The sequence below is a fragment of the Erwinia sp. MMLR14_017 genome (assembly GCF_033657285.1).
Taxonomy (GTDB): Bacteria; Pseudomonadota; Gammaproteobacteria; order Enterobacterales; family Enterobacteriaceae; genus Erwinia.
Map to the genome: position 1 here is coordinate 329,122 of NZ_JAWVWP010000002.1, position 25,639 is coordinate 354,760.

21 protein-coding genes are annotated in these 25,639 nt (G+C 57.3%); 11 read left to right on the top strand and 10 right to left on the bottom strand.

Annotation, left to right across the window (positions count from 1 at the left end; genetic code table 11):
- Window positions 1–130: 130 nt before the first annotated feature.
- Complete coding sequence (locus tag SD961_RS04575) at window positions 131–856, top strand: pirin family protein (protein ID WP_318789206.1); 726 nt, start codon at window positions 131–133, stop codon at window positions 854–856.
- Between the two features lie 215 nt (window positions 857–1,071).
- On the opposite strand, the gene SD961_RS04580 is transcribed toward SD961_RS04575, so the two are convergent.
- The 4 genes from SD961_RS04580 to SD961_RS04595 are packed head-to-tail and all read right to left on the bottom strand — an operon-like array spanning window position 1,072 to window position 5,851.
- On the bottom strand, window positions 1,072–1,896 hold the full coding sequence (locus tag SD961_RS04580; protein WP_318789207.1) for an alpha/beta hydrolase: 825 nt from the start codon (window positions 1,894–1,896) through the stop codon (window positions 1,072–1,074).
- A 41-nt stretch (window positions 1,897–1,937) separates the two neighbouring features.
- Complete coding sequence (locus SD961_RS04585; protein ID WP_318789208.1) at window positions 1,938–3,560, bottom strand: MFS transporter; 1,623 nt, start codon at window positions 3,558–3,560, stop codon at window positions 1,938–1,940.
- Window positions 3,547–3,969: a DoxX family protein gene (locus tag SD961_RS04590; protein ID WP_318789399.1), complete on the bottom strand. Its 423-nt coding sequence runs from the start codon at window positions 3,967–3,969 to the stop codon at window positions 3,547–3,549. Before SD961_RS04590 ends, SD961_RS04585 begins: the two co-directional genes overlap by 14 nt.
- 4 nt (window positions 3,970–3,973) lie before the next feature.
- Window positions 3,974–5,851, bottom strand: coding sequence for an amidohydrolase (locus tag SD961_RS04595; RefSeq protein WP_318789209.1), 1,878 nt, complete (start codon window positions 5,849–5,851; stop codon window positions 3,974–3,976).
- 326 nt (window positions 5,852–6,177) lie between these two features.
- Here SD961_RS04595 and SD961_RS04600 point away from each other — a divergent pair, with 326 nt between their 5' ends.
- From SD961_RS04600 to SD961_RS04620, 5 genes are all read left to right on the top strand, one after another.
- Window positions 6,178–6,864: a hydrolase gene (locus SD961_RS04600; protein ID WP_306209652.1), complete on the top strand. Its 687-nt coding sequence runs from the start codon at window positions 6,178–6,180 to the stop codon at window positions 6,862–6,864.
- Between the two features lie 62 nt (window positions 6,865–6,926).
- A complete protein-coding gene (locus tag SD961_RS04605) occupies window positions 6,927–7,160 on the top strand; it encodes a DUF1427 family protein (RefSeq protein ID WP_318789210.1) in 234 nt (77 codons plus the stop codon).
- 1 nt (window position 7,161) lies between these two features.
- Complete coding sequence (locus SD961_RS04610) at window positions 7,162–7,413, top strand: XapX domain-containing protein (protein ID WP_318789211.1); 252 nt, start codon at window positions 7,162–7,164, stop codon at window positions 7,411–7,413.
- A 38-nt stretch (window positions 7,414–7,451) separates the two neighbouring features.
- Window positions 7,452–7,838 carry a response regulator transcription factor gene (locus tag SD961_RS04615; RefSeq protein WP_318789212.1) on the top strand — a complete coding sequence of 129 codons (387 nt, stop codon included), beginning with the start codon at window positions 7,452–7,454 and terminating at the stop codon, window positions 7,836–7,838.
- Complete coding sequence (locus tag SD961_RS04620) at window positions 7,835–13,405, top strand: AAA family ATPase (RefSeq protein ID WP_318789213.1); 5,571 nt, start codon at window positions 7,835–7,837, stop codon at window positions 13,403–13,405. The genes SD961_RS04615 and SD961_RS04620 overlap by 4 nt, the downstream gene beginning before the upstream one ends.
- 43 nt (window positions 13,406–13,448) lie before the next feature.
- On the opposite strand, the gene SD961_RS04625 is transcribed toward SD961_RS04620, so the two are convergent.
- Complete coding sequence (locus SD961_RS04625) at window positions 13,449–14,069, bottom strand: response regulator transcription factor (protein ID WP_318789214.1); 621 nt, start codon at window positions 14,067–14,069, stop codon at window positions 13,449–13,451.
- Between the two features lie 304 nt (window positions 14,070–14,373).
- Here SD961_RS04625 and kdpF point away from each other — a divergent pair, with 304 nt between their 5' ends.
- Genes kdpF through kdpD form a run of 5 tightly spaced genes read left to right on the top strand, consistent with a single transcriptional unit; the run spans window position 14,374 to window position 21,482 of the window.
- Complete coding sequence (gene kdpF, locus SD961_RS04630) at window positions 14,374–14,463, top strand: K(+)-transporting ATPase subunit F (RefSeq protein WP_318789215.1); 90 nt, start codon at window positions 14,374–14,376, stop codon at window positions 14,461–14,463.
- Window positions 14,463–16,148, top strand: a complete 1,686-nt coding sequence (gene kdpA / locus SD961_RS04635; RefSeq protein WP_318789216.1) for a potassium-transporting ATPase subunit KdpA — start codon at window positions 14,463–14,465, stop codon at window positions 16,146–16,148. Before kdpF ends, kdpA begins: the two co-directional genes overlap by 1 nt.
- An 18-nt stretch (window positions 16,149–16,166) precedes the next feature.
- Window positions 16,167–18,215 carry a potassium-transporting ATPase subunit KdpB gene (kdpB, locus tag SD961_RS04640; RefSeq protein WP_318789217.1) on the top strand — a complete coding sequence of 683 codons (2,049 nt, stop codon included), beginning with the start codon at window positions 16,167–16,169 and terminating at the stop codon, window positions 18,213–18,215.
- 11 nt (window positions 18,216–18,226) lie between these two features.
- Entirely contained in the window at window positions 18,227–18,796 is a 570-nt protein-coding gene (gene kdpC / locus SD961_RS04645; protein ID WP_318789218.1) for a potassium-transporting ATPase subunit KdpC, read from the top strand.
- Between the two features lie 19 nt (window positions 18,797–18,815).
- Window positions 18,816–21,482: a two-component system sensor histidine kinase KdpD gene (gene kdpD, locus SD961_RS04650; protein WP_318789219.1), complete on the top strand. Its 2,667-nt coding sequence runs from the start codon at window positions 18,816–18,818 to the stop codon at window positions 21,480–21,482.
- Window positions 21,483–21,676: 194 nt separating this feature from the next.
- Here the strand turns inward: kdpD and SD961_RS04655 are convergent, their stop codons facing one another.
- The 5 genes from SD961_RS04655 to SD961_RS04675 form a co-directional block, all read right to left on the bottom strand.
- Complete coding sequence (locus tag SD961_RS04655; RefSeq protein ID WP_318789220.1) at window positions 21,677–21,898, bottom strand: YdgH/BhsA/McbA-like domain containing protein; 222 nt, start codon at window positions 21,896–21,898, stop codon at window positions 21,677–21,679.
- A 114-nt stretch (window positions 21,899–22,012) separates the two neighbouring features.
- Window positions 22,013–22,618: an alpha/beta hydrolase gene (locus tag SD961_RS04660; RefSeq protein WP_318789221.1), complete on the bottom strand. Its 606-nt coding sequence runs from the start codon at window positions 22,616–22,618 to the stop codon at window positions 22,013–22,015.
- Window positions 22,619–22,736: 118 nt separating this feature from the next.
- On the bottom strand, window positions 22,737–23,858 hold the full coding sequence (locus SD961_RS04665) for a sn-glycerol-3-phosphate ABC transporter ATP-binding protein UgpC (RefSeq protein WP_318789222.1): 1,122 nt from the start codon (window positions 23,856–23,858) through the stop codon (window positions 22,737–22,739).
- Between the two features lie 36 nt (window positions 23,859–23,894).
- Window positions 23,895–24,734, bottom strand: coding sequence for a carbohydrate ABC transporter permease (locus tag SD961_RS04670; protein WP_318789223.1), 840 nt, complete (start codon window positions 24,732–24,734; stop codon window positions 23,895–23,897).
- Window positions 24,724–25,632: a sugar ABC transporter permease gene (locus SD961_RS04675; RefSeq protein WP_318789224.1), complete on the bottom strand. Its 909-nt coding sequence runs from the start codon at window positions 25,630–25,632 to the stop codon at window positions 24,724–24,726. The genes SD961_RS04670 and SD961_RS04675 overlap by 11 nt, the downstream gene beginning before the upstream one ends.
- Window positions 25,633–25,639: the final 7 nt, after the last annotated feature.

Here is a 25,639-nt window from a genome sequence, read left to right on the forward strand (position 1 = left end):
TGTCCACCAAAACGTGACAGTTATTGCCTTTTCAGGCCATTGCCGGGCAATTGAGTTTACCTATATTCTCTCTCTACCGGAAGGGCAGACGCCCGCCGACCCCTTAAAAAACCTGGAAAGGAGAAATACCATGATTGAGCAAAGATTGTCAGAGCAACGCGGAGTGGGTGACCACGGCTGGTTACGTTCTCACCATACTTTTTCGTTTGCCAATTACTGGGATCCCAAACAGGCCGGCTTCTCTGACCTGCTGGTGATAAACGATGACCGTGTTGCCGAATCTCGTGGTTTCGGCGCGCATCCGCACAGCAACATGGAAATTATCTCTTATGTGTTGCAGGGCGCACTGGCGCACAAAGATTCAATGGGTACCGGCTCTGTGATCGTACCGGGTGATGTGCAGCTGATGAGCGCAGGCAGCGGCGTCACGCACAGCGAGTTTAATAACTCCAGCACGGAAGGCGTGCATTTCCTGCAAATCTGGATTGTGCCTGCCGAGAAAAATACCCCGCCGGGCTATCAGCAGGTTTCGGTGCCGGAGAGTGAAAAGCGTGGCCAGTTCAGACTGATTGTGTCGCCAGAAGGTGAAGGTGAGGCCCTTAAAGTACGTCAGGACATGCGTATTTACGCGGGTCTCTTTGATGGCGATGAGCAGCAGACCGTTACGCTGGATGAAACTCGTTACGCCTATATTCACGTTGCTCGCGGTGCGGTAACGGTTAACGGCGTGGCCTTCAAAGCCGGTGACGGTGCGCGGGTACGTAATGAGCAGGCGCTGACGTTCAGCAATGGTGAAGAGGCGGAAGTGCTGTTGTTTGACCTGCGTCCGGTGGAAGTTAATCACCCTTCGCGTTAAGAGCTGGAAAAAGCGCTGATTATTCAGCGCTGAAGCGTTCACCCGAACCTGAAGCACGGCTGGCATGAGATGCTGAGCAAAGCGTGCCGCGCCATGGACGGCGCGGCCCGAGCTGTCACGGATGACGCTTTTTGCGTCTTTGCGAACAGCTCATGCCAGCCGTGCCAGCACCGAATTCAACTCTTTTTAGCGCTGATTGCTCAGCGCTTTTTTCTTTACTGGCGAGCCTGCAAAAATGCCAGCAAATCGGCATTCAGCGTTTCCTGATGAGTTACGGCAAAACCGTGAGGCGCATTATCATAAACTTTCAGTTCAGCCCCCGCGATGCTGGCTGCGGCCAGCTTGCCGGTGGTTTCGAAAGGCACTATCTGGTCATTGCTGCCATGGATCACCAGCGTAGGAACGTCAATTTTCGGCATATCAGCACGGAAATCCGTTTCTGAGAAAGCCGTAACGCAATCTACCGTACCCTTTAGCGAAGCCAGCAGCGCAATATTCAACGTCTGCGTCAGCACGCCTTCAGATACGCTCTGTCCCGCATTGATGCCAAAGAACGGCGTGTTAAATTCTTTGATAAACTGCGCGCGATCGCTGCGCAAGCCCTGCCTGATACCCTCAAATACAGAGAGATCCACACCCTGTGGATAATCTTCGGCTTTGCCAAAAATAGGGGTGACAGCGCCTAACAGCACCAGGCCCGCCACACGGGAACTGCCATACTGACTGATGTAACGGGTCACATCGCCGCCACCCATCGAGAAGCCGACCAGTGTGACCTCCTGCAAATCCAGGCTGGTGATCAGATCGTTGATATCGCTGGCGAAAGTGTCGTAATCATAGCCTGTCCACGGCTGTTCGGAGCGACCAAATCCCCGGCGGTCAAAGGCGATAGCCCGATAGCCACGCTCAGCCAGGAAGTTCATCTGGCTGTCCCACATATCGGCATCCAGTGGCCAGCCGTGGCTGAACAGCACCGGTTTGCCTGTGCCCCAGTCTTTATAATAGATCTGCGTACCGTCTGATGTTTTTAATGTGCTCATAATTTGACCTTGCCTTTTACAGTTAAAAAAAAGGAACCCATTTATAGCGGGGCGACCAGATAGCGTACGTCAGGCAGCTTTTCTCCCTGATGGAACTGATAAACCCGATTCTGAATTTTCTGATCGTTCATGGTGTAGCGGTCCTGCTGGCGCAAATGCTCCATCCAGGAACCAACGATAAAGGTTTCGACGAAGATACCGGGCTGCAGGATGTCCTCATACACGGACCAGTTGATGGCGCCTCCCCGCTTGCGCACTCGCCGCATATCCTGCATACAGACGGTGAAGCTGTGGGCATCATCCTGTTGAATAAGGTACTCATAGGTCACCATCACCGGCCCGCGATCGTGATGAATTTCCAGAGCGGGGACAGGCTGGTTACTGCTGCTGAGGTCCAGGTTAAGGTCGGGATCGAGATCCAACCGCCAGCGGAACACGGTGGCAGAGGCCAGCACCATTCCCAGCGCCGCCACGCCCAGCGAGACGGGAATGCCGTAATGAGAAGCAAGCTGCCCCCACACGGCGCTGCCAATGGTCATCGAGCCAAAAAACACGGTCAGATAAACAGCCAGCGCGCGGGCTTTTACCCATTTCGCTGCGCTACGTTGCGCCCCCAGATTCAGCGTGGAAAGCACCGCGATCCATGAAAAGCCGGTAAAGAACTCAAAGGCGTTCAGCAGCCAGAAGTGACGGACAAAAGCGAGTGCCAGCAGCGTGATGGCAAAAAGCAGGCTCGCCAGCACCATCAGCCTGTCGGGATTAAAGCGCTTGCGCAGCCGGGGCAGCATAATGGCCCCGCAGATCGCTCCCACACCAATACAGGCCAACATAATGCCGTAGCCGCCCGGCCCCAGGCCCAGCTCACGCCGGGCAACCAGCGGTAAAAGCGCCCAGCCTGCGCTGCCAAACACAAAGAAGGCGACGGTACGAACCAGAACATTACGCAACACCGGTGCCGCATGGACATAACGCAGCCCAGCCCGGACGGCAGAGAAAAAGTGCTCTGGCGGCAGGCGCTGTACTGCCGGTTCTGCTTTCCAGCGATAAAGCACCCAGGCAACGCCCAGCACTGAAACGGCATTCAGCAGGAACACCAGCCAGGGACCGGCAAAAATCATGATCAGCCCGCCCAGCGCCGGCCCGATGGCCCGACTGATATTAATACCCAGCGAATTCAGCGCGATAGCGGGTCCCAGCTCCGCCTTGCTGACCAGATCCGGCACTATCGCCTGAAACGGCGGAGAGCTCATTGCCGCACCCGTGCTGAGCAGGAAAGCGGCAATCAGCAGAACCAGCGGCGTAACCTGCCCGGTAAAGGAGAGGAGGGCCAGGGCGGCAGCGGCGATAAATACCCAGATTTGTGAAAAAAGCAGGTACTTACGGCGGTCTACAATATCGGCCATCACCCCGGAGGGCAGAGCAAAAAGAAACATCGGCAGGCTGCTGGCGGCCTGAACCATCGCCACCGAAAGCGGATCGGCGCTTAAGGTGAGCATGCTCCAGTTCACGCCAACATCGTTCATCCATGAACCGATGTTCGACACCACCGTCGCTATCCACAGCGTGCGAAAAACACGCTGTCGCAGCGGTTGCCAGGGCGAGGCCGCAACGTCCGGAATAGCCGCTTCTACCGCCACATCATGAAGATCGTTAACCTGCGCCAAAGCGAACCTCCCTGGTGCGATTCGCCCCGATGCGCCATTTGCCTGGGCCAGTTATCGCCAGCGTGCCAAACAGGATCAGCAGCAGCCAGCCGAACTGGCCTTCGGCAATGCTCCAGTCAGGATGCACAAACAGCATCGCCACCAGCAGCACGCCGATGATCGGCAGACAGGCCAGGCGCGTGCCGAAGCCAGCGATAATAAAGAGCGGGCAGATAACTTCGGCAAAAATGGCCGGGACAAGGCTCATCCACGGACCGAGACCGAAGGGATCTTCGATATGCGTCAGTTCTTCGCTGAAATGAAACACCTTTGGCAGGCCGTGTACATAGAGCAACAGCAGGCTACCGGCCAGGCGCAGGAAGAACAGCCCCGCATCGATGCGGGGCGGCTGAGTGAGGGTGTTTTTCATCATATCAGAACGCAAAGCAGCTGCAGCCGAGCGCGCCCCAGAAGGCGTTATCTTCGGCAACCGGAACGTTAGCGCCACGGGCGATATCGTGCGAATGGCTGTGCACCCCACACGGACCGCTGCAATGGTGAGCCTGCTGCATCATCCCTACGCGAGCGTTTGCCTGCGGCGGTGCGCTACGATAGTGTCCTGGCACCTTGACTACCGGCGACCAGTCGGGCAGCACTGGCAGCGACGGCGGGGCTTCGGCGCTAAAGGAGCCGGCGGCATAGACCACCTTGCCATCCACTAAAGTCAGGACGGACTCAATTCCTTTGATCTCTTCTTCCGGCACGCTGAAGTAATCTTTGCTCAGCACCACCATATCCGCGAGCTGGCCCGCTTTGATCTGCCCTTTTTTGCCCTGTTCGCTGGAGAACCAGGCGCTTCCCTGGGTCCAGAGCATCAGCGCCGTTTCGCGATCGAGCCGTGCGTTAACGTCATACATCTGCATGCCGCCCACGGTTCGGCCAGAAACCAGCCAGTAAAGTGCGGTCCAGGGGTTATAGCTCGCGACTCGCGTGGCGTCAGTTCCCAGGCCTACCGGCACGCCGCTTTCCAGCATTTTCGCCACGGGTGGCGTATGACGCGTGGCTTCAATACCGTAGCGCTCGGCAAAGTACTCGCCCTGGAAGGCCATACGGTGCTGAACAGCAATGCCGCCGCCAAGCTCTTTGATGCGGTCAATGTTGCGCTGCGTGACCGTTTCCGCATGGTCAAAGAACCAGTGCAGGCCGTTGAACGGGATCTCACGGTTCACTTTTTCAAAGACATCCAGCATGCGGCTGATGGACTCATCGTAGGTGGCATGCAGGCGGAAAGGCCAGCGGTGCTCAACCAGATGGCGCACTACGCGCTCCAGCTCATCCTCCATACCGGGAGCCAGGTCGGGACGGGGTTCCAGAAAATCTTCAAAGTCAGCAGCCGAGAAGACCAGCATCTCTCCGGCGCCGTTATGGCGGAAGTAATCGGTTCCCTGGCCCGGCGAGAGCATATCCGTCCATTTTTCGAAATCTTCCAGCTCATGGCCGGGACGCTGGGTGAAGAGGTTATAGGCGATGCGTAAGGTCATCTGCTTCTTCTCATGCAGCTCAGCAATGACTTCATAATCTTCGGGGTAGTTCTGGAAGCCGCCACCGGCGTCAATGGCGCTGGTCAGCCCCAGACGGTTCAGTTCGCGCATAAACTGGCGGGTGGAGTTAACCTGCAATTCCAGAGGCAGTTTCGGGCCTTTCGCCAGCGTGGAGTAGAGGATCATCGCATTCGGACGGGCAATCAGCATGCCGGTAGGGTTACCGTTACTGTCACGCTGGATCTCGCCGCCCGGTGGGTTCGGCGTATCTTTGGTGTAGCCCACCACTCTGAGCGCGGCGCGGTTAAGCAGGGCGCGGTCATATAAATGCAGGATAAAGACCGGCGTTTCTGGTGCGGCTTCATTGATCTCGTCCAGCGTAGGCAAACGGCGCTCGGCAAACTGGAATTCGGTCCAGCCGCCAACCACTCTTACCCACTGTGGGTTGGGGGTGCGCAGCGCCTGCTCTTTCAACATTCTTAACGCATCAGCCAGCGAAGGGACGCCTTCCCAGCGCAGTTCAAGATTGTAATTCAGGCCGCCGCGGATCAGATGGAGGTGGGAGTCGTTAAGGCCAGGAACGGCAGTATGTCCGTTGAGATTGATTAATTTGGTGCCTTCATCGTGATACTGCATCACTTCAGCAAGGCTGCCGACGGCGAGAAATTTACCGTCGTGGATGGCCGCGGCTTCCGCTACGGGGTTTTCGCGGTCAACCGTATGAAATTTACCGTTCGTGAAAATAAGATCCGCTTTACCGGGCGTGACCATAAAACCTCCTGAATGTTGATGAACGAAAAGGCTGAGGCCACGGAACGCGCCGTCACGTGAAACGTCAGGCCTGCTACAGGCGGAAGTATGGTGAGAGGAAGGGAGCAGCGTCTAGTTATACAAACGGATAGGTATACCAACGTATAGTTATACACAGAGATAATAGTTAGCGCTGAAAAACCCTCTTACAATTTGCTCAGACAGTGACGACAGGCCCCGGCCATCAGGGATCCGCAACATGCCTCTCCTGACCTGAACACTGTCACTCCAATCCGGAACAGCAACGCCCCGGACACTCAGTCACCTAAACCTTAATGGGCATATTCATGACTAACTCCAAACTTGAAGTACTGACGCCTCATAACAGCCAGATGATTTTCATCGACCAGCAGCCTCAGATGGCGTTTGGCGTTCAGTCAATCGATCGCCAGGTTCTGAAAAACAACACCGTTGCGCTGGCTAAAGCGGCGAAAGTTTTCAACATTCCTACCATCATTACTACTGTGGAAACAGAGAGCTTCTCAGGCCATACCTACCCTGAACTGCTGGATGTCTTCCCGAACCTGGACATCCTGGAACGCACCTCAATGAACTCCTGGGATGACCAGAAGGTGCGTGATGCCCTGGCGGCAAACGGCAAGAAAAAAGTGGTGGTTTCGGGCCTTTGGACTGAAGTCTGCAACAACAGCTTCTCTCTGTGCGCCATGCTGGAAGGCGGTTACGAAATCTATATGGTGGCTGATGCGTCAGGCGGCACCACCAAAGAAGCGCATGATTACGCTATGCAGCGTATGATCCAGGCGGGCGTGATCCCGGTAACCTGGCAGCAGGTTATGCTGGAGTGGCAGCGTGACTGGGCGCACAAAGATACCTACAACGCAGTGATGGATATTGCCAAAGAGCATTCTGGTGCTTACGGCATCGGCGTGGATTATGCCTATACCATGGTGCATAAAGCGCCATCACGTCAGAAGAGCGAACACCGTACGCTGGCTCCGGTTCCGGCCCGCTAATTTCGCCAGGCTGGCTGGCATCAATGTGCCGGCCAGCCCTGACTGATGACAGGAGAGTCACCATGAGTCCTTTACTTATATCTTTGGGGGCTGGCGTGCTGATCGGGCTGGTCTATGCGCTGCTTAATGTTCGCTCTCCGGCACCCCCTGCCGTAGCCCTTGTCGGACTGCTGGGCATGATTATTGGCGGTCAGCTAAGCCTGCAATTTTCACACAAAGAGGTTGCCGCACAGCATGCCCTCTCTCTGAGTAGCGAGAAGGCCCTCACGACGGCTCCAGGTAAAAAGGCGGTCTGACATGCTGAAATCCTACGCCATTGCATTACTGACCGGCATCCTGGCCGGCGTCATTTATTCTTTGATTGAAGTGAACTCGCCGGCACCGCCCGTGATTGCTCTGCTGGGGCTGTTTGGTATGCTGGTTGGGGAACAACTCATCCCTTTACTGAAAAGAGTGATTAAACGTGAGCCGGTGACGCTCGCCTGGTTCCGCCATGAGTGCGTGCCAAAAATCAGCGGTACGCCACCGCCCTCCGGCGACAAGCCTTGATAAGGAAGCCCGCATAAGCCGGGGTAAAGGATAACAGCATGAAGCCGCCCCAGTGCATTGTGATCGTTGATGATGAACGTTCGGTCCGCAGTGGACTGAGTAATCTGCTCCAGTCTGAAGGCTATGCAACCCTGGTTTTCGACTCTGCCGAGGCGTTACTGGCTGAGGATCGTCTGCTGGCGGAGGCGGCATTTTTTATCATTGATATCAACCTGAAAGGCATGAGTGGTTTCGAGCTTTTTATTGAGCTTACCCGCCGGAAGGAGAACCCGCAGGTGATTCTGATTTCCGGCCAGGGTGATGAAAGCATGCTCTGGTACGCCATCAGCCTGGGCGCGCTGGCTTTTTTGCGCAAGCCCATTGATATCGATACCTTGTTCGGACATATTCATAACGAATTCAGCTCAAGAGATACGCCACCATGAGCACAACTCCTCTGGCTCTGCGGGGATCTGAAAGTGATGAGTTCACCTTACCGGCAGAGTTCATCGTGACTCCGCTGGTGCAGGCAGGCCATGCAGAATGGCTGTTTTGCCAGAATCCCTCAGGCGGCGAAAGCTGGATGCTGGCGACGGCGACCAGTGAAGAGAGGGTGTTTCAGGCCACGCAATTACTGAAAAATGAGTTCCTGCTGCGCGAGAACCTCAGTGCAAAATGGGCGATTAAGCCGGTTGCTCAAACCCTTTATCAGGGAAAATACGCCCTGGTTTATCCCACTTTCTCTTACCGGACGCTGGCCGACTTCCTGAGCCTGGGGCCGCAATCTCTTTATGACTTCCTTAACAGCGCGGTGATGATCTGTTCAGCGCTGAGCCAGATGCATCAGCAGGGTATTGTGCATGGTGATATCAAACCCTCGAATTTTTTCCTCCACGAAGAGGGAACGTTTCGGCTGGGCGGATTTGGCCTGGCCTGGCTGCAAACCGGGGCGCTGCTACCGACCCGCCTGCCCACAACAGGCGGAACGCTGGCCTATATGTCGCCAGAGCACACCTCGCGCACGGCGCATCAGGTCACCAGCCAGAGCGATCTCTACAGCCTGGGTATCGTGTTATATGAGCTGCTGACCGGCAAGCTGCCGTTCGGCACACCGGAAGGGAGCCATGCAGAGTGGGTTCACCATCACATCGCTTCACAAGCGCCTTCTCCGCATTTGCTGCGTGCTGAAGTACCGGTTGCTCTCTCTGCGCTGATTTTACGGCTGCTGGCGAAATCTCCCGATAAACGTTACCAGACGGCAGAAGGGGTGCTGGCCGATCTTCGCCGCTGCCTTTCCACGCTGACTCCGCAGGGCGAGATCGGGACATTTACCCTGGGCCTGCAGGATACCCGGCAAAACGGCTTTGGCTCAGAGAAGCTCTATACCGATCATCCCCAGGCAGCCGAGATCCTGCAGGCTTTTGATAAGGTCAGCAGCAGTGGAACGCACAGTCTGGTTATCATCAGCGGTGCGCCGGGCAGTGGAAAGTCAGCGCTGATCGCCTCTGCATTAAAAAAGCTGCAGCAGAAGAATGTCCTCCTGACGATGGTGAAGGCCGATCGCCACTCTCCCGTCTTACCCTACGGCATTCTTATCGCGGCTTTCCGCTCGCTGGTGCTCAATTTGCTCGGGCTGGCGGCTACGGATGTGGCGCGCTGGCGTACCCACTTTACCCGTCTTTTAGGTGATTACGCCGGGCTGGCGGTACATTTCATCCCGGAGCTTGGTATCCTGCTGAACAGGAAGGCTCGCCTGCCGACTGACGCCAACTCGCTGGACGCGCGGGATCGGTTCAACAATATGGCCAGCAGTATGATTAAGGCGCTGGCCAATCCGGGCAGGCCTCTGGTTATCCTTATTGACGATCTGCACTGGGCCGATCAGGCCAGCCTGCCGCTGCTTCAGCATCTCCTGAGCCTGGATGAAGCTATTCCGCTGATGATGGTGGTGGCGCACCGGGATCTGACCTCGCTACCTTGCCCGTTAATTGCCGCGCATCTCACCCGCTTGCGGACATCGGTCTCCAGAAGTGTGGATATCTCTCCAGACCCGCTTTCGGTAAAAAAGATCGCTGGCTGGCTGGCCGGTCTCTTCCATGTCCGTCCCGTGCTGGCAAACGACCTGGCTCAGGTAATCCGTGAAAAGACCGGCGGCAATCCCCTGTTTACCTGTGAATTTGTGCGACAGGCCGTGGAGGACCGCCTGATCGGCCAGCCTCACTCATCAGGGAAGTGGCACTACGATCTGGAGGCGATAAAAGCCTGTCAGTACACGGAAAATGTGGCCAGCAGAGTGCTGCAACAGCTGGAAACCATTCCGGTTAAAACCCGGAAGCTGCTGGGTCACGTAGCCTGCCTGGGCGGGTCTGGTGAACTCTTGTTATCTGCAACCGTGCTGAACCTGTCGGTGGAGAAGCTGAAAACCGATCTCTCGCCTGCCGTGGCCGCGCAGCTCATCACGCTGACGGCGCACACTTTCGCCTTTACGCATGACCGCGTGCAGGAAGCTGTCCTGAACCTGCTCCAGAGCGAGGAGAAAGATGCCCTGCATTTTCGTGCAGCTAACCGGCTGGTGGCTCTGGCCGCCGGAGAGACAAGTACCGACTCGCTTTTCAGGGCGATCTACCATATCGCCTGCGTGCAAAATAACGCCCTGATCCGCCCGGAAGCAGCCAGATATCGCGCGCTGATCCTGCTGGCTACGCGGCAGGCAAAAAATACCGGCGATTACGTCTCTGCGCTGCGTTTTTTACAAACGGCACATCTTCTCGGCGAGCAGATGGCACCTGAAGAGCACTTTACCTTTCTGCTTGAGGAGGCCGAGTGTGAATTTTTGCTGGGGAACTTGTCCGTAGCGCTCGGGCTGTGTGAAAGAGTGCTGCATGCGCCGGGTAAACTCACGGATAAGGCGGTAGCCGCCTGTCTGCTGGCGGAAATTCATATGCGCCAGTCCGATAATCAGCTGGCGCTGGAAACGGCAATCGCCTGGCTGGCGGTGTTTGGCATTCATCTGAACCGCTTCCCGGATAAAGAAGAGTGTGATGCTGCCAGAATCAAACTGAAAGAACAGGTGGGTAAAAATCCCTATACCCGCTTCAGGTCATTACCGTTGATGGCCAGCAGGGAAACCGAAGCGGTGATGAACCTGATGGCCAGCGCCAGCATGTTTGCCACCTTTGTCAGTCCTCGCCTGCACTTTATGATTATCTGCAAAATGCTGCACCTGACCATGGATCAGGGCATCACCGGCGCTTCCACCTTTGCGCTCTCCTGGTACGGTGTGCTGTGTGGCGATCACTATGATGAATACAGCCGCGGTTTTGCCAGCGCGCTACTGGCAAGGGAGCTGGTTTATCAGCACGATTTCACCAGTTTCAAAGCCCGGACGCTGCTGCCGCTGGATCAGGTTGGCATCTGGACTATGCCGGTGACCTACGCCATTGAGTGTGCCAAAGCCACGTTTGATGCCGCCGTAGCCAATGGCGACCGCACCTCTGCCTGCCTGGCTTTGCGGCATCTGGTGATGAATTATCTGACGCGTGGCGATCATCTTGAAGGGGTGCAGACCTCGATCGATCGGGGACTGGCTTTTGTTCGCAAAGCTCAGTATCACGACGTGGAGGTGATTTTGCAGATGCAGCGGGACTATGTCTGTTTCCTGCGTAATCCCACCGAACTGCCATTTTCAGGAAAGGGGTTTAACGCGCCTGCTTTGCAGCATTACGCTCCGGAAACCGCCGCAGCTCCCATCATCCTGATGCAGTTCTGGTGCTGGGTTTATAAAGGGATGGCCTGTTTTTTTGCCGGGGAATATCGCTGTGCCAGCCACTGTTTTGAGCAAGCCGCTCCGCTGACGGAAAATATTCCAGGCCATATCCACAAGCTGGATTTTCACTTCTACAGCGCGCTGGCCTGCACGTTGACCCTGACGCCGGAGAGCTGGAGCGCCGCCACGCGGCAAAAAGTCAGCCGCCATTATGACAAAATCCTCACCTGGTCGGTGGAGAATGCCAAAACCTTTGCCGACAAAGCGGCGCTGGTTCAGGCTGAAATTCAGCGTCTGGAGGGAAATGTGGCGCGTGCCGCTGAGCAGTACGAAGTGGCGATAGCGCTGTCACGCGAAGGGCAATTTACCCATATCAACGCGCTGGCGCACGAGCTGGCTGCCAGCTTCGCCTCTTCATGCGGTCTCTCTGTTGCCGCAGACGCCTATATGAAAGGGGCGATCGCCGGCTGGGAGCGGTGGGGAGCAAAAGCGAAAGTTCGCCAGCTCGAACTGCGCCACCCGGCGCTGGTCGCCCCTGCCGCTCATTCGCCGTTCACTACTGTCTCTTTTGACCAGAGTGCCGCCATCGGTGATTTGCAAAGCGTGGTAACTGCCGTGCGTGCGTTGACGGAGGAGATTAATCTGGACCGGCTGATTAATATCCTGATGATGATGCTGCTGGAAAGAGCCGGGGCGCAGCATTGTCTGCTGATACGGTTACTTGATGGGACGGTGCCGGAAATTGAAGCGAGAGCAGAAACCACGGCAGAGGGTATCCGGGTAAGAATGGTGAAAGAGACGCCTGTTGCCACAGACCTGCCGCTCTCGGTGCTTACCGCCGTTATCCGCACGGGGCAGGAAATTCGTACCGTTAAGCCTGAAATTTTCAGCCCCTTCAGTCAGGACCCCTACCTGGTTGCTTCCGGCGCGGCGGTGATGTGCGTACCGATGTTCAGGCAGGCGCAGATGGTAGGCGTGCTCTATCTGGAAAATCGTTTGATGCCTGACGTCTTCACCGCAGAGCATTCCAGAATTGTATCCATGCTGGGCGCGCAAGCGGCGGTGTCGCTGGAAACCGTCAGGCTTTACGCTGAACTGCTGGAGGAGAACAAGCAGCGCAGGCACGTAGAGAAGCAGCTGCGGGCCAGCCAGACTTCGCTGATGCTGGGCGAAAAAATCAGTCATACCGGCACCTGGCACTGGCATCTGGAAAAGGACCTGATGCTGGTCTCTGATGAGTACCGACATATTCTGGGGCTGCCCGAGGATCTGACGGCGTTTTCCATGGCTGAGTTCCTGACGCGGGTGCATCCTGACGATCATCCCTTTATCCATGCGCTGGTGGAGGAGAGCGTGCGTAAAGGCGTCAGCATGCAGGCTGAGTTCAGGGTCCTCAGGCCGGACGGAGAGTGCCGCTATATCAAGGGAATAGGTGACCCCGTGGAAAGCTGGCCGGAGGCTGAAGAGTATTTTGGCACCATCGCCGATATCACCGAGCAGCGCCGTTCTGAAGATGCGGCGCGCCTGGCCCAGGCGGATCTTGCTCGTGTGTCACGGGCCACTACCGTGGGGCAGCTCACGGCCTCAATTGCCCATGAAATTAATCAGCCGCTGATGTCGATAGTGGCCAATGCCGGGGCGAGCCTGCGCTGGCTGAAAAAAGATCCCGTGCATCTGGATAAAGCGTGCAGCAGCCTGGATGAAATACTCAGCGAAGGAAAACGCGCCGGAGAAATCATCTGCGGACTACAGGCGTTGACCCGCAAGCACGATCCTGTATTTACCCGCGCTAACCTGCATTTGATTGCCCGCGATATTCTGTCGCTTTCCCGCATGGAGCTGGAGAGAAGGGGGATTTCGCTGGAGCTTAACCTCACCGCCACTCATCCAGAAATATTCTGCGACCGGGTTCAGATCCAGCAGGTGCTGCTTAATCTTGTGGTGAACGCCATTGATGCCATGAGCGAGAACGCAGAGCGCTCCCGTATTCTGACTTTTGCCTCTTGCAATCCCACGCCGGAAACGCTGCTGTTTGAAGTGCGTGACACCGGTACAGGCCTTAATGAAGAGGTGCAGCATCGGTTGTTTGACTCCTTCTATACCACCAAGAAAGAGGGCATGGGAATGGGGCTGACCATCTGTAGTGAGATCATCAAAAAACATGCCGGTGAGCTGAAAGCGAAAAACAGGCCCGGCATGGGTAGCGTTTTCTGGTTCACGCTTCCTGCCGAGCCGCTGGCGGAGTGAATTCTGGTATCAGCGTCGTCTGACGCTGACTGTCTCGATCCGATCAGCGCGACCGGGAAATCAGGAGGTTCAGCCTGTCGGCAATTCTTACCAGGTCGGATAACGAGCGAACTTTCATCTTCTCCATCACCCTGCGCTTATGCACTTTGGCGGTAATCTCACTGATGCCCATCTCTGCAGCAATTTGTTTATTGAGCAGCCCGCCGATCGCCAGCAGCATCACCTCACTCTCTCTGGGCGTCAGCGTCTGATGCCGGGTGGTCATCTCCAGTTTATCGGAGGAGACCTCAAGATTTTTTTCAGAGAGCTGGATAGCTTCAGAAACTGCCTGCAGCAATCTTTCAGGATCTGCGGGCTTGGTCAGAAACTCGTAAGCTCCCGCCTTCATTGCCTTAACCGTGACCGGAATCGAGCCGAATCCGGTTAAAAATATAGTGGGAATGGCATACCCGCGCGTGGCCAGCGCCTGCGTCACGTCAAAACCATCTGCGCCCGGCATATTAATGTCGAGTATCAGGCAGCAGGGCTGCTGGTAAGCAGGATGAGCAAGAAAACATTGGGGAGATGAGAAGGGTACAACGACATAACTTTCTGAACTCAGCAGGTTGCTGAGTGCGGCGATTACGGATTCGTCATCATCCACTACATACACAATGTGAGTCATAATGGGTCTCGTCTCCAGCCTGCCGTCAGCGCGCTGCGTTTGCAGTAGTGTAAGCGGTTACATCACACGGTACAGAGCGGGTTAACAGGAGCAGGATCTAACAGGGATAACAGATATTATCATAATAATTATCATTAGCAGCAACTATCCCAACAATCAAAAACAAATCGCTAACTCATTGAGTGTTAATGTTTCATTCCTGCGATTTTTATACAATTTTTACAGCTCATCCCCGCATTTTTACATCAACTTTGCAGCGGACCCGCAACAATAACGCCATCTGAAAGCGCCCCGGAGGTGTGTTGTGAGTATCGCCCTGCTAACCAGCATTGTGCTGGTGTTCCTGTTGCTGATCTACCTGGTTTATGCCCTGATAAATGCGGAGGGCTTCTGATGGCCGCCAGCGCATTTCTTCTGATCGCCACCTATCTGGCACTGTTAATGCTCCTGGCTCGTCCGCTGGGTGCCGGGCTGGTCCGCCTGATTGAAGACCAGCCTTTACCCGGATTCGCCCGCTTTGAGCGCCTTCTCTGGCAAGCCAGCGGCGTGCAGACTCAGCCAATGGCGTGGCAGCGCTATCTGCTGGCGATCCTGCTGTTCAACTTCGTCGGTTTTGTGCTGCTGATGAGCCTGCTGATGGCTCAGGGCAGCCTGCCTTTCAATCCGCAGCAGCTCCCTGGCCTGAAGTGGGATCTGGCGCTGAATACCGCCATCAGCTTTGTCACCAACACCAACTGGCAGGCTTATGCCGGTGAGAGCACGCTCAGCTATCTCAGTCAGATGGCAGGGCTGACGGTGCAAAACTTCCTCTCTGCCGCCACCGGTATTGCCGTGGCGTTTGCGCTGATCCGGGGCTTTGCTAATCGCTCCCTGGGAACGCTGGGCAACGCCTGGCGCGATCTTACCCGTATTACGCTCTACGTGCTGCTGCCGCTCTCTCTGGTGATTGCCCTGTTTTTTGTCAGTCAGGGAAGCCTACAAAACCTCAACGGCTACCTTGATCTGACCACGCTGGAAGGGGCCAGGCAGACGCTGCCGATGGGGCCGGTGGCCTCTCAGGAAGCGATCAAGATGTTGGGCACCAACGGCGGCGGCTTCTTCAACGTTAACTCGGCGCATCCGTTTGAAAACCCCACCGCCCTGAGCAATTTTGTGCAGATGCTGGCGATCTTTTTGATCCCGGCGGCGCTCTGCTTCGCTTTTGGCGACGTGGTGAAAGATCGTCGTCAGGGCCACGCGCTGCTCTGGGCTATGTCAATCATGTTCGTGATGGCGGTCGCGGTGGTGATGTGGGCGGAAGTAAACGGCAACCCGCACTTCCTCACTCTGGGTGCAGAGAACAGCAGCAATATGGAGGGCAAGGAGACCCGCTTCGGTATCCTCAATTCCAGCCTGTTTGCCGTGATCACCACGGCGGCATCGTGCGGGGCCGTCAATGCGATGCATGACTCCTTTACCGCGCTGGGCGGCATGGTGCCGATGTGGCTGATGCAGATTGGTGAAGTGGTCTTTGGCGGCGTGGGTGCCGGACTGTACGGCATGCTGCTGTTTGTAATGCTGGCGGTGTTTATTGCCGGGTTGATGATCGGTCGCACCCCCGAATATCTCGGCAAGAAAATCGACGTCCGGGAGATGAAGATGACCGCGCTGGCGATCCTGGTCACGCCCACGCTGGTGTTGCTGGGTAGCGCGCTGGCGATGATGACCGAAGCAGGTCGCAGTGCGATGGCGAATCCGGGCATACACGGCTTCAGTGAAGTGCTCTATGCGGTGTCGTCAGCCGCCAACAACAACGGCAGCGCCTTTGCGGGACTGAGTGCCAACACGCCGTTCTGGAACCTGCTGCTGGCCTTCTGCATGCTGCTGGGTCGCTTCGGCATCATTCTTCCGGTGCTGGCCATTGCTGGTTCGCTGGCGCAGAAAAACGTGCAGCCAGTGGGCAACGGCACGCTGCCGACGCATGGCGCGCTGTTTATCGCCCTTCTGATCGGCACCGTGCTGCTGGTGGGCGCACTGACGTTTATCCCTGCACTGGCTCTGGGGCCGGTTGCGGAACATTTGCAGTTAGTCGGTCATTAATCGCCGGAGAGAAGAATCATGAGTCGTAATCAACAGGCGCTGTTTGACGGTGCGCTGATGCGTGTCGCCCTGAGTGACGCCCTGAAAAAAATGAGCCCGCGCGTGCAGTTCCGTAACCCGGTAATGTTTGTGGTGTGGCTCGGCAGTGTGCTGACCACGCTGCTGGCGCTGATGATGCTGGCAGGAAAAACGCCAGGCAACGCCGCGTTTACCGGGGCGATTTCGCTCTGGCTGTGGTTCACTGTGCTGTTTGCCAATTTTGCCGAGGCGCTGGCAGAAGGGCGCAGTAAGGCACAGGCCAACAGCCTGAAAGGCATTCAGAAAACCAGCTATGCCAAAAAGATGAGCACGCCGAAATATGGTTCTGCGCATCAGCAGGTGGCGGCAGATTCCCTGCGCAGGGGCGATGTGGTGCTGGTGGAAGCGGGGGACATCATTCCCTGCGATGGGGAAGTGCTGGAGGGCGGCGCCTCGGTGGACGAAAGTGCTATAACCGGCGAGTCTGCGCCGGTTATTCGTGAGTCCGGCGGCGACTTCGCTTCGGTCACCGGCGGCACGCGCATTCTCTCAGACTGGCTGGTAGTGCAGTGCAGCGTTAACCCGGGCGAAACGTTTCTCGACCGGATGATTGCTATGGTGGAAGGCGCAACCCGCCGCAAAACGCCTAATGAAATCGCGCTGACTATCCTGCTGGTGGCGCTGACCATTGTCTTTCTGCTGGCGACCGCAACCCTCTATCCCTTTACGGTATGGGGCGGTAACCCGGTAAGCATCACCGTGCTGGTGGCGCTGCTGGTCTGCCTGATCCCGACCACCATTGGCGGCCTGCTGTCCGCCATTGGCGTGGCGGGCATGAGCCGCATGCTGGCGGCCAACGTGATTGCTACCAGCGGGCGTGCCGTGGAAGCAGCAGGGGATGTGGATGTGCTGATGCTCGACAAAACCGGCACCATCACCCTTGGGAACCGGCAGGCCACACAGTTTATGCCTGCGCCGGGCGTGACGGAAGAGCAGCTGGCCGATGCTGCCCAGCTCGCCTCGCTGGCGGATGAAACGCCGGAAGGGCGCAGTATTGTGGTGCTGGCTAAACAGAAATTTAACCTGCGCGAACGCGATCTCAACAGCATGGGGGCGACCTTTATCCCCTTCTCGGCGCAAACGCGGATGAGCGGCGTCAACGTGCAGCACCGTATGGTGCGCAAAGGGGCGGTGGATGCGGTTCGTCGCCATACAGAGAGCAGCGGCGGCGAATTTCCTTCAGCGGTTAATAAACTGGTGGAAGAGGTGGCACGCGCAGGCGGAACGCCGCTGGTCGTCAGTGAAGGGGCAAAAGTGCTGGGCGTGGTGGCGCTGAAAGATATCGTTAAGGGCGGCATCAAAGAGCGCTTTGCCGAGCTGCGCAAAATGGGTATCAAAACCATTATGATCACCGGCGACAATCCGCTCACCGCTGCCGCCATCGCTGCCGAGGCAGGGGTGGATGACTTCCTTTCAGAAGCGACGCCGGAAGCGAAGCTGGCGCTGATCCGTCAGTATCAGGCTGAAGGCCGACTGGTGGCGATGACCGGAGACGGCACTAATGATGCGCCAGCGCTGGCGCAGGCCGACGTAGCCGTAGCGATGAATTCCGGCACCCAGGCGGCCAAAGAGGCGGGGAATATGGTGGATCTGGATTCAAACCCGACCAAACTGCTGGAGGTCGTGCATATCGGTAAGCAGATGCTGATGACCCGTGGCTCGCTGACTACTTTCAGCATCGCCAACGACGTCGCCAAGTATTTTGCCATCATCCCGGCGGCATTTGCCGTGACTTATCCGCAGCTTAATGCCCTGAATGTTATGAGGTTGCACTCGCCGGATTCCGCCATTCTGTCGGCGGTTATCTTTAACGCGCTGGTGATTGTGTTTCTGATCCCGCTGGCGTTACGCGGCGTCAGCTATCGTCCGCTGAGTGCCGCCGCGCTACTGCGTCGCAACCTGTGGATTTACGGTGTTGGTGGTCTGCTGGTGCCGTTTGTCGGCATTAAGTTAATCGATATGTTGCTGACCGTGACCGGTTGGTTTTAAGGAGTAGTATCATGAGTCAATTGCGCCCTGCGGTGATTTTACTGCTGTTACTAACGCTCATCACCGGACTGCTTTATCCTTTACTCACCACGCTGCTGGCACAATGGTGGTTTCCCGTGCAGGCGAACGGTACTTTGCTGCAAAAAGCAGGGAAAGTGCAGGGTTCGGCGCTGATTGGGCAAAATTTTACCGCGTCTGACTATTTCTGGGGGCGTCCTTCCGCTACCGCCGCCTCGCCCTATAATCCGGCGGCTTCATCAGGGAGTAACCTGGCCGGCAGCAATCCGGCGCTGGATGAGGCGGTTAAGCAGCGGATAGCCGCCTTACGCCAGGCCAATCCGCAGGCAGACGCGGCGGTCCCGGTCGATCTGGTGACCGCTTCCGGCAGCGGGCTTGACCCGCAAATCTCACCTGAAGCCGCTTACTGGCAGGCTCCTCGCGTTGCGGCAGCCAGGAAAATGCCTGTCGAAGAGGTGAAGCGACTGATAGAAGAGAACACCTTTGTGCCGTTCCCAGGATTTATTGGCGAGCCAGCCGTGAACGTGCTGAAACTGAACCTGGCGCTGGATGCAGTGCAGTAGCTGATAACAGGAAGTGCTCATGAATGATGAACTGCAGCGCCCCGATCCGGATGCGCTGCTGCTGCAAGCCAGGGAGAGCGGTCGTGGCAAGCTGAAAATCTATTTTGGCGCCTGTGCCGGAGTAGGTAAAACCTGGGCGATGCTACAGGAGGCGCGTCGGCTGCGTATGCAGGGGCTGGAGGTGCTGGTAGGCGTGGTAGAGACGCATGGCCGCGAGGAGACGGCTGCGTTGCTGGAAGGGTTAACCGTACTGCCGCGCCGGGCGACGGGGCAGAATCGCCATCCGGAATTCGATCTGGATGGCGCCCTGGCCCGCCACCCGGCGGTGATCCTGATGGATGAGCTGGCGCACAGCAACGCGCCAGGTTCCCGGCACCCTAAACGCTGGCAAGATATTGACGAACTGCTGGACGCCGGTATGGACGTGATGACCACCGTCAACGTGCAGCATCTGGAGAGCCTGAACGATGTGGTTGGCGGCGTCACCGGCATCCGCGTGCGGGAAACCGTGCCGGACCCCTTTTTTGATGCGGCTGATGAAGTGGTGCTGGTGGATTTGCCCGCCGACGACCTGCGCCAGCGGCTGAAGGAGGGCAAGGTCTATATTGGCGACCGGGCCGAGCGCGCCATTGAGAATTTCTTCCGCAAGGGCAACCTGTTTGCGCTGCGTGAACTGGCGCTGCGCCGTACCGCTGACCGCGTTGACGATCAGATGCGGGCCTGGCGAGACAGCCAGGGGCGGGAGAAAGTCTGGCACACGCGTGACGCTATTCTGCTCTGCATTGGCGATAACAGCGGCAGCGAAAAGCTGGTGCGAACCGCTGCCCGCCTCGCCGCCCGACTCGACTGCGTCTGGCATGCGGTGTACGTGGAAACGCCGCGCCTGCACCGCCTTTCTGAAGCCAAACGCCGGGGGATTTTGCGCACCCTGCAGCTGGCACAGGATCTTGGGGCAGAGACCGCCACACTCTCCGATCCGGATGAAGCGAACGCCGTGGTGCGCTATGCCAGGGAAAATAACCTTGGCAAAATCCTGCTCGGCCACCGGCCTGTGCGGCCCTGGCGGCGGCACAGCTTTGCCGAACGGCTGGGTAAACTTGGGCCGGAACTGGACCGGGTGATTGTGGCGCTGGATGAGCTTCCTTCGCCTTCTGCCAGCACGCTCTCTGACGCGCGTCCGTTGAATGAGAAGTGGCGTCTTCCCTTACGGGGATCGCTTGCTGCACTCCTCTCCTGTGGGCTGGTGACGCTGGGGGGACGCTGGCTGCTGCCCGGCGTTGACTCCGTTAACCTGGTAATGGTCTACCTGCTGGCCGTGGTAGTGGTGGCGCTGCGCTATGGCCGCTGGCCTTCCGTGGTGGCGACCCTGCTGAATATTGTCGCGTTTGACCTGGTGTTTGTGATGCCTACCGGCACCATTGCGGTCTCTGATGTGCAGTATCTGGTAACGTTTGGCGTGATGCTGGCGGTGGGCGTGATTGTCGGTAATCTTACCGCTGGCGTGCGCTATCAGGCCAGAGTGGCGCGACACCGTGAACAGCGCGCCCGCCGCCTGTATGAAATGGCGAAAACCCTGAGCCGTGCGCTCAGCCAGCAGGATATTGCTCAGGCCCTGCCGAACGGCCTCGGATTGCAGGCGAGGAGCGAGCTGTTATTGCCGGATGAAAAAGGGGAACTGGTGGCGGTCGGTGAGTCGCGTCTCAGTACGGTGCCGGACAGAGCGATTGCCCGCTGGAGCTTTGATAAAGGGCAGCCTGCGGGTGCGGGAACGGATACGCTGCCTGGCGTACCCTGGCAGATCCTGCCGCTGAAAAGCGGCAACCAGACGCTGGGGCTGCTGGTGCTGGAACCGCTCAACCTGCGGCAACTGATGATCCCGGAGCAGCAGCGGCTGGTTGAAACCTTTACGGTGCTGATTGCCAATGCGCTGGAGCGTATCGCTCTCAGCCAGCGTGAAGCGGTAGCTCGCCTGGCTGCCGAGCGTGAACAGCTACGAAACGCGCTGCTTTCGGCCCTCTCGCACGATCTGCGGACGCCGCTGACGGTGTTGTTCGGTCAGGCTGAAATCCTCACCTTAGATCTGGCCAGTGAAGGCTCGCCCCATGCTGTTCAGGCCAGCGCCATGCGGGAGCAGACGCTGAATACCATCCGGCTGGTCAACAATCTGCTGGATATGGCGCGGCTGCAGTCAGGCGGGTTCAGCCTGCGTGCCGAATGGATGGCGATTGATGAGCTGATAGGCAGCACCCTGAAAATGATGGCGCCTTCGCTGGGCGCAAGGGAAATTAACCTGTCGCTACCGGATGAGATGCTGCTGATTTACGTCGATGGGCCGTTGATGGAAAGGGTACTGACCAACCTGCTGGAAAACGCGCTGAAATATGCCGGGCCAGCGGCGCAGATAGGCATCCGTGTGGCTTTCTCCCCGGCAAGCTGGCTGACGCTTGAAGTGTGGGACAGCGGGCCGGGCATTCCGCGCGGGCTGGAAACGCAGATTTTTGAGAAGTTTTTACGGGGAGAAAAAGAGTCGGCCATACCTGGCGTGGGGCTTGGCCTGGCCATTTGTCAGGCTGTCGTCACGCTGCACCAGGGCAAGATCCGTGCAGAGAATCGTCCTGAAGGCGGTGCCAGTTTCGTGATTACGCTGCCGATGCAAATACCTCCAGTCATTGAAGAGTATCAGTAGCATTGGAACGGGCAGGCTGGTTCTGAAGCGACAGCGTGAAGCAGGCAGGCTCTGAAGCGACAGGGCGAAACGGGGGGAGAATGCAGCCGGTATCAGGCCGGGCGCCTGGTAAGGCTGGCTGGAGCAGTCAGGGACAAAAACAAAAAAGGCCGCCCTTGGGCAGCCTCTTCTGGCACTTCCTTATGCAACCATCCTTATTTGTACAGTTCAGCGGTCATGTACACGCCGTTGTCTGCACGTGCGCTGGTGATTTTGTAAGAATCAGCGCCGGATGCTTTAGCCTGTGCCGCGATTTGCGCTTCTGCGCTGTCAAGGGTAGAACCTTGTGCAGAGATGCTCTGGGCAGCGAAGCTACCGAAAGAGACCAGTGACAGGGCAGCAAGAGCGGCAACAGACAATGTTTTGATAGTTTTCATGGTTAAAATCCTTCTCTATGGTTTGCTTGGGAAGAGTGTGTCTCTTCGATGGCAGTGATAATAACCAATGAAACTATTAGCGGATTAACAATAAATGCGATCTTGATCACACTTTCAGGCTGAAAGGCAGCTGCCGATAAATTCCGCCGCCGAGCGCGCGCCCTGTGCGGAAATCGTGTGGCCTGTGGAGGGGTCAAACTGCGTACTGACGGTAACGCCAGCTGCCGCCAAGGCCTTTGCCGCCGTTTCGCTTTCGCTGTAGGGGATCACGCTGTCAGCCATGCCATGGATAAGGATCACCGGTGTGGATGTTGCCGGATAATATGGCATTGGCGAGGCCAGTCGGCCCGAGAAAGCGACCAGCCCGGCCACCGGCCAGCGCCCGGAGATTACCGCATCCAGACCCATAATCGAGCCTTGCGAAAAGCCCACCAGCACGACTTTATTCAGCTGCTCCTGCATCTGATGCTGTACAAGGATGGCGTTGAGCTGCTGGTCAAAGGCTTCACGTGCCGCCTCCACGCGTGCCGCGCGATTATCAGGGGTAACGCCAGCCAGGCTGAACCACTGGTAGCCCGGACCATGGTCAAACCGGTAAGGAGCGTTGGGGCTGAAGAACGCCACATCGGGCAGGTCGCTGGCCCAGTGAGCGCCGAGACCGGCCAGATCCTCGCCGTTGCTACCAACGCCGTGCAGTAAAATAACCAATCCTTTTGCCATGTAAGCCTCATATCAGGGGAAGAGTCAGTGAGCGGCTGCTGCCATGATCACAAGGCTACACGGTTATTTTGCGGATTATTACCCCTGAAAAATCGTAAATTGCTCAGTCAGGAATAAATCAGAGCCTTTTCCCGCTGCTGGCATCAAACAGATGTATTTTCTCACTGTTAACTGCCAGCGACAGCGGCTGCTCCGGCCGGACATCAACGCGACCAGTAAACTGGACATGCAGCGGGTAGCCCTGCCAGTCAACGTGCAGCAGGCTCGATTCACCGGTGATTTCCACCAGCCGGACACTAGCCTCCGGCAGCGGCGGCGTCATAACAGGTGCCGCTGCAGAAGCAGGATCTGAAACAGGAGCAGCGGCTAACAGAAAGTCCTGCGCCCTGATCCCTACCAGTACCGGTCGGGTTCCCTGCTGAGCCGCCGCTTGATGCCAGTGGGCAGGCAGCGCAAACCAGAGTCCGTTGCACCGTACGCCAGGCACGCCTGCACGACTTTCAGGCAGCCCTTCCAGCAGGTTCATCGGCGGAGAACCAATAAATCGGGCGACAAAGGTATCGACCGGACGATCGTAGATCTCCAGCGGTTTGCCCTGCTGAACGATCACGCCGTCACGCATCACCACAATCTGGTCGGCCAGCGTCATCGCTTCAACCTGGTCGTGGGTGACATAGACCATGGTGGTCTTAAACCGCTGATGCAGCGCTTTGATCTCTGCCCGCAGCTCCATACGCAGCTGGGCATCCAGGTTTGACAGCGGTTCGTCAAACAGAAAAACCTGGGGGTTGCGGACCATGGCGCGACCCATCGCCACCCGCTGACGCTGCCCACCGGAGAGCGCGCGCGGGAAGCGGTTCAGCAGTTTACCGATGCCGAGGATCTCCGCCACGCGGGAAATTTTGCTCTCCTGCTCTTCCCGCTTAACCCGCTTCACTTTCATATGAAAACCCAGGTTCTCCGCCACGGTCAGGTGGGGATAAAGCGCATAGCTCTGGAACACCATGGCGATATCACGATCCGCAGGATCGAGATCGTTAATCTGTTTGTTATCCAGCAGGATCGCCCCCTCCGAGAGGGTATCCAGCCCCGCCAGCAGGCGCAGCAGCGTGGATTTCCCACAGCCGGAGGGGCCAACCAGCACGGTAAAGCTGCCGTCAGGAATGGTGAGATCCAGCGGGTGGAGCACCGTTTGTTTAGCGTAACGCTTAGCGACCTTGACCAGTTCAACACGAGCCATAATTCAGTAATTCCCCAAAAAAGTGGTGAAGAGCCGTCAGCCTTTACTGCCGCCACTTGCCAGCCCGCTGACAAGGCTTTTTTGCAGCCAGATGGCGATAAACAGCGGCGGTACCGAAGCCAGAATGCCGACGGCGGCAATCAGGCCATCATCGGTCGCACGTCCGGCGGTAAACCCGGCAATGGTCACCGGAAGCGTCTGGGCGCTGATATTGCTGGTGAACAGCAGCGCATAAAAGAACTCATCCCATGCCAGCAGCCAGCCAAACAGCGCCGAAGCCCCCAGCACCGGCTTTGCCAGCGGCAGCGTGATCCGCAGCAGCACCTGCCAGAAACGCAGCCCGTCCAGCCTTGCTGCCTGTTCGATATCACGCGGGAGCGCATCAAACTGATTTTTCAGCATCCAGGTGAGGAAGGGCAAAATCAGCGAGCAGTAAACCAGCACCAGGCCAAGATGGGTATTCAGCAAACTGAGCTGTTGCATCACAAAGTAGAGCGGCAGCACAAAGGCTACCGGCGGCACCATATAGATCGCCAGGCTGCCGAACAGCCAGCCGTCGCGGCCAGGATAGCGTGAAAAGCTGAAGGCGGCCGGAATGGCTAACAGCAGGGAGATCAGCGTGGCGCCGCAGGCCACCAGCACGCTGTTACCCAGCGCGTGCAGGAACAGGACGCCCGGCTGACCCGGTTCCAGCGAGACCAGCGCGGCGTAACGGCTGAAGTCCCACTGACGCGGCAGCCACTCCAGCGGGATGCGTGTCAGATCGTTATTTGAGCTGACGCTCATCAGAAACAGCCAGAACATCGGCCCCAGAATGGTGGCCGCCACCAGTAACGCGACCAGATAACGCAGAATAGTCCTGATATTACGCTTCATTAATCACGCTCCTGCGTCGCTGGCGATAGAGCATCGCCATATAGAGAGCAATCAGCACGCTGCACATCAGGGTCATCAGAATGGCGTAGGCGGCACCGCTGCCCGCGCGCAGATAGCTGAAAGATTCCTGATAAACAAAGAAGCTGAGCGTTTTGGTACTGTCCACCGGGCCGCCGCGCGTCATCACATAGATGATGTCAAAAATTTTGAAGGCATCGATGGTACGCAGCACCAGCGCCACGCTAAGCGGGCCGACAATGGCAGGAAAGGTAATTGCCCGAAATCGTCTGAAAGCAGAAGCGCCATCCAGCCGTGCGGCTTCAAACAGATCGTCCGGAATGGACTGCATCGCCGCCAGCGTTAAAAGCGTCACCAGCGGATAGTTTTTCCACACGTCGGCCAGCATCACCGCATTCAGCGCAGAGTCAGGCGACCCCAGCCAGCTGCGGTAGCCGTCAATAATCCCCCACTGCGTCAGCAGCGCGTTGATACTGCCGTAATCAGGGTTGAAGTTGAGCCGCCACATCATGGCGTTAACAATGGTCGGCAGCGCCCACGGCAAAATCACCAGCACGCGCAGCACGCTGCGACCGTAGAATTTCTGATTCAGCAGCAGCGCGACCAGCACCCCAATAATTCCCTCCAGCAGCACCGAGGCGACGGTGAAATAGAGCGTACGCCAGAGTGAAGAGAGGAAATCGGGATCGGTCAGGGCATAGAGATAATTCTCGATCCCCACATAATTTACCTCGCCGCCGTTGCCGATCAGCGCGGCATCGGTAAAGCTGAGCCAGATAGTACGCAGCAGGGGCCAGGCGGTCAGCAGCCCCATCACGATCAGCATGGGTGCCAGCAGCACCCATGCCTGACGTTGCTCACGTTGTGACAAACTGAGCATCGTTATT